The sequence below is a fragment of the bacterium genome (assembly GCA_026708015.1).
In the GTDB taxonomy this organism is placed as follows: domain Bacteria; phylum Actinomycetota; class Acidimicrobiia; order Acidimicrobiales; family Bin134; genus Poriferisocius.
This window is the reverse complement of the sequence record JAPOVT010000026.1, coordinates 936-6,138: the sequence shown is the minus strand read 5'-3', so window position 1 is coordinate 6,138 and position 5,203 is coordinate 936. Positions and strand designations below refer to the sequence as shown.

General features: G+C 58.7%; 2 protein-coding genes, 1 tRNA gene and 1 rRNA gene. 1 reads left to right on the top strand and 3 read right to left on the bottom strand.

From position 1 onward, the window contains the following. The coding region (locus OXG30_05825) for an NAD-binding protein (protein ID MCY4134414.1) at positions 1-468 on the top strand (468 nt) is incomplete at its 5' end. A 71-nt stretch (positions 469-539) separates the two neighbouring features. Here OXG30_05825 and OXG30_05820 read toward each other — a convergent pair. The 3 genes from OXG30_05820 to OXG30_05810 all read right to left on the bottom strand — a co-directional run bounded on the left by OXG30_05820 (position 540) and on the right by OXG30_05810 (position 4,919). After that, positions 540-614: transfer RNA gene (locus OXG30_05820), tRNA-Met, on the bottom strand. A 146-nt stretch (positions 615-760) separates the two neighbouring features. Then, positions 761-3,865 (bottom strand): 23S ribosomal RNA (locus OXG30_05815). A 274-nt stretch (positions 3,866-4,139) separates the two neighbouring features. Beyond that, positions 4,140-4,919 (bottom strand): methyltransferase domain-containing protein, encoded by a 780-nt coding sequence (locus OXG30_05810; GenBank protein MCY4134413.1) that lies wholly within the window; start codon positions 4,917-4,919, stop codon positions 4,140-4,142. Positions 4,920-5,203 lie beyond the last annotated feature (284 nt).

The window sequence follows — 5,203 nt, the reverse complement described above, 5'->3', positions numbered from 1 at the left end:
CTTTCACTGCGCGAGGTCGACGTGGCCGTTGTCGCCACCGCCGACCTGGAAGCCTCCGTGCTCGCAATGAGGAACCTCAAGCAGCTCGACGTCCAGGTGATCTACGCGAAAGCCTCGTCCGACCGCCACCAGCGCATCCTGCGCCTGCTCGGCGCGCAACGAGTGATCCGCCCCGAACGCGACGGCGCCGAGCGCTTCGCACATATCATCCAGGTCGCTTCGGCCAGCGACTTCCTGCCGCTAACGCCCAACTACGGAATCGGTGTGTTTCCAATTCCGGCCACCTGGGTCGGCCAGACAATCGAGTGGGCCATGCAACGCACCGGCGACCGACGTCTGATCGCCGTCGTGCGCGAGGACGAAGTGATGATCAACCCGGTCACGAGCGAATCGATCTACGCAGGAGACCGGTTCGTCTTCTCCGCGCTGGATCAGCAACTAGGCGAGCCGCTCGACGGTCGTCGCTGATTCGCGATAACACCGCCGCAGCCACACGACAAAGGGGCCGATGCGTTCGCATCGGCCCCTTTCGATGGGAGTGGTAGCGGGAGTGGGATTCGAACCCACGACCTCCGGGTTATGAGCCCGACGAGCTACCGCTGCTCTATCCCGCAACGCGGGAGCTAGTGAAGAGATGCGTACGCGTGTTGTCTGACGCTGCTTCGAGCTGCCTGTCGCCGGCGCAGTTGCTGCGCATTAGCTTTGCGCTGCAGTTGCTGCGCGTAAGGTTTCCGCTGCAGTTGCTGCGCGTGGCGTAGGGCAGGTCAAGCCATTCGGCCATTAGTACGACTCAGCTGCACCCGTTACCGGGCTTCCACCTGTCGCCTATCAAACGGGTCGTCTTCCCGTGGCCTTATCCGCTCAATGGCGGAGGGAGCGCTCATCTTGAGGTTGGTTTCGCGCTTAGATGCTTTCAGCGCTTCTCCTGTCCGGACATGGCTACCCAGCGGTGGAGGTCGGCCCTCCAACTGGCACACCAGCGGTCCGTCCACCCCGGTCCTCTCGTACTAGGGGCAGTTCCCCGCAACGCTCCAACGCCCACAGAGGATAGAGACCGAACTGTCTCACGACGTTCTGAACCCAGCTCGCGTGCCGCTTTAATGGGCGAACAGCCCAACCCTTGGGACCTACTCCAGCCCCAGGATGCGACGAGCCGACATCGAGGTGCCAAACAGCGCCGTCTATGTGGACTATTGGGCGCTATTAGCCTGTTATCCCCGGGGTAGCTTATATCCGATAGCTATGGCCCTTCCATGCGGAACCATAGGGTCGCTAAGCCCGACTTTCGTCTCTGCTCGACTTGTGAGTCTCGCAGTCAAGCCCTCTTATGCCTTTGCACTCTGCGGCTGATTTCCATCCAGCCTGAGAGGACCTTTGGGCGCCTCCGTTACCTTTTGGGAGGCGACCGCCCCAGTCAAACTACCCACCTGAGAATGTCCACGCGCCGGATTACGGACGCGAGTTAGGTTTTAAACTGCACCAGGGTGGTATCTCAAGGTTGGCTCCACCGAGACTAACGTCCCGGATTCACAGCCTCCCACCTATCCTGCACAGATACAGCTCGAAACCAATCCCAAGCTGTAGTAAAGCTCCACGGGGTCTTTTTGTCCCATCGCGGGAAACCTGCATCTTCACAGGTACTTCAATTTCGCCGGATCCCCTACCGAGACAGTGCTCATCTCGTTGCTCCATTCGTGCGGGTCGGAACTTACCCGACGAGGAATTTCGCTACCTTAGGACCGTTAGAGTTACGGCCGCCGTTCACCAGGGCTTCGGTTCAAGGCTTTGACACCCTTCCCCTTAACCTTCTGGCACTGGGCAGGAGTCAGCCCCTATACATCGGCTTACGCCTTAGCAGAGACCTGTGTTTTTGTTAAACAGTCGGACGAGCCTGTTAACTGCGACCCCCTCAAGCTCGCGGCCGCGCGGGCCGGTCACTTTACCGGGGCACCCCTTATCCCGAAGTTACGGGGTTAACTTGCCGAGTTCCTTAGTAGAGGTTATTCCGATCACCTTTGGGCATTTACCCTCGTCTACCAGTGTCGGTTTGCGGTACGGGCACCAAACTTCTCGCTACGAGGCTTTTCTTGCCGGCACGGATCAATCGAGTCGGCCGCGGTTTCCCTTGACCTTCCCATCGCATCTCGGATCTAGCGCCACGGATTTGCCTATGGTGCCACCCTACGTGCTTGGACGCGTGTAGCCAAAGAACGCGCTCGACCTACCGCGCCGGGTCCCCCCTTCGCTGATGGCAAAGAATGGTGGTACAGGAATATAAACCTGTTGTCCATCGCCTACGCCTTTCGGCCTCGGCTTAGGCCCGACTAACCCTGAGCGGATTAACCTTCCTCAGGAAACCTTAGACTTCCGGTGTGCACGTTTCTCACGCGCATTACGCTACTCATACCGGCATTCTCACTTCCGTCCGCTCCAGCCGTGCTCACGCTCGACCTTCACTGCAAACGGAACGCTCCCCTACCGTCCATCAATGGCGAACCATCGACGGCTCCCGCGGCTTCGGCACTCGACTTGAGCCCCGTTACATTTTCCGCGCAAGATCACTTGACCAGTGAGCTGTTACGCACTCTTTCAATGATGGCTGCTTCTAAGCCAACATCCTGGTTGTCTGAGCAATCTCACAACGTTTCCCACTTAGCCGAGATTTTGGGGCCTTAGCCGGCGGTCTGGATTGTTTTCCTTTTGACTACGAAGATTAGCCCCCGCAGTCTAACTGCCCGGCAAATCTACCGGCATTCGGAGTTTGATAGGGTTTGGTAAGCGATATGCCCCCTAGCCCAGTCAGTGCTCTACCTCCGGCAGACTTAGCCGAACGCTAGCCCTAAAGCTATTTCGGGGAGAACCAGCTATATCCAGGTTCGTTTAGCATTTCACCCCTAACCACAGCTCATCACCCAATTTTGCGACATTGGTGTGTTCGAGCCTCCACGGAGTGTTACTTCCGCTTCGCTCTGGCCATGGTTAGCTCACCTGGTTTCGGGTCTAATCAGTACGACTGGACGCCCTATTAAGACTCGCTTTCGCTCCGGCTCCGGACCTTAGGCCCTTAACCTCGCCGCACAAATTAACTCGCCGGTTCATTCTACGAAAGGCACGCCATCACACATTCCGGTTGTTCTGGGCTTGCGCCCGGAGGCCGTCCGGTCCGTCAGGCGGTCGAAACCGCCTTTGGGACGTTCTTGCCACCGGCCGGTCGCCCTAACCGGCATAGTGCTCTGACTGCTTGTAGGCACATGGTTTCAGGTTCTATTTCACTCCCCTCCCGGGGTACTTTTCACCTTTCCCTCACGGTACTGGTTCACTATCGGTCGCCAAGAGTATTTAGCCTTGGGAGATGGTCCTCCCAGCTTCCCACAGGGTTTCTCGTGTCCCGTGGTACTCAGGAATTCCAGCAGAAGATCGCTGCGCTTTCGCCTACCGGGCTCTCACCGTCTACGGCGGGGCATTCCAGCCGCCTTCGGCTAACGCGCGATTTTGTAACTTCTTCGGTCCGTTCCAGCGGACCAGCCGGCTCCTGCAACCCCGCGACCACAACGGCTGGAACCTATTACGTGTTCGCGGTTTGGGCTCATCCCGTTTCGCTCGCCACTACTCAGGGAATCGCGATTGCTTTCAATTCTTCGGGGTACTTAGATGATTCAGTTCCCCCACTTGCCTTTGCAGAGCTACTACAGCCCTTAGGGCCTTCATTCTGCAATGACGGGACATGACTCCCGCCGGATTTCTCCATTCGGGTATCTGCGGGTCGAAGCCTGCTCGCGGCTCACCGCAGCTTTTCGCAGCCTACCACGCCCTTCTTCGGCTCTTGGCGCCAAGGCATCCACCACGTGCCCTTGATAACTTGGTTTCCTTCAGATCGGCAAAACTGAAGTCCTACGCTATTCGCTTGTTAAGGTTCGAATCGCTCACTCTAATCGCGCGCCGGGCACCGCAATACGGCGTACCGGAGTTGTTGAAAAGTGTGGCGAGAGTGCTCTGATTCTACGTGCCGCGCCGTTTTACTGTCAACGCTCCGTTCTCCCCGAGGCCATGTTGAATCTCTTTCCCATGTGCCCAGGTTCACGGCTGATCTGGAGCAGGTAGACGGCACTCGCTAGAGCAGACGGTCAAGATGCTATGTGTCAGTCGGCGGGCTTGATTCCTCTCAGTAGGCTAACCGGCCATGAGAAGAAGATGCAGTCGCCTTCGTCAATGATTTCGAAGGCGTCCCGAAAATCGGCGGGCGGCGACTCGAACGTTCGCCGCAGCTCGGCTACGGAGCTCGCGGGAGTAGCGGCTCGTTCGACCCAGTTGTGGAACTCCAGGACTATGCGCGACTGCTCCGTCCAATCCACCTCGAATCCGCACCTTTCCAGCAACGCCTTCCACTCGGAGTGGCTCAGGTTTCTGACGTGTGATGGATCGCGCATTTTCTCAATCTCGTTCATGCGCCGCGCGACATCGGGCGCTTCGGGCGCGGCGGTGTCGCAGATAACCAGACTCCCGCCGCGGCGGCCTACCCGCCGCATTTCCGAGAGCGCGATTTCGACTTCAGGGCAATGGTGCATCGCAAAGCGGCTGACGATGAGGTCGATCGATTCATTGCCCAACGGCATTATCTGGAGGTCCCCGACGGTTGGGTGAAATCTAGTTATCGAGCGTTCCGCAGCTCGTCGAGACGCCGCGCGTCCCATCTCCAGCGACAGATCGAGTCCAACGGCAACCCGCACCGACTTGGCCAGCGCGTGGGCTACAAATCCGGGGCCGGACCCGGCGTCTAGCACAAGGTCGGTGGGGCGCGGCTCGGCTACTCGCGCGATCAGTCCCAGTGTGTCTCCCTGAAAGGTCGAAACGCTTTCGGCATACGCGCGCGACCGTTCGTCGAAATGCTTAGCAACGCTTCTGGCGTGGTTAATCGGCATCTTAAATGAGGGACTTGGGTAAGATCATCGTTCTGCGCTCTCGGTTGCGGGACATGGTCATTTGCATCATCGCTTTCACCATCAATCTTTGCCGCTGCGCGCTTGAACTGACAAACTTTGCACATGCGACTTGAGAACAAGGTAATCGCCATTCCCGGATGCGGGGGAGGCATGGGCACGGCGGCGGCCCGGCTCTTTGCAAGCGAGGGCGCGCGCCTCGTGCTGGTCGCGCGGCGGGAGCCGCCGCTGCAAGCAATAGCAGAGCTGGCTCGATCCGACGGCGG

What these genes read in the sequence shown, in the direction of transcription:
- OXG30_05810 (MCY4134413.1), bottom strand. Translation starts at nt 4,919, where the DNA reads ATGCCGATTAACCACGCCAGAAGCGTTGCTAAGCATTTCGACGAACGG.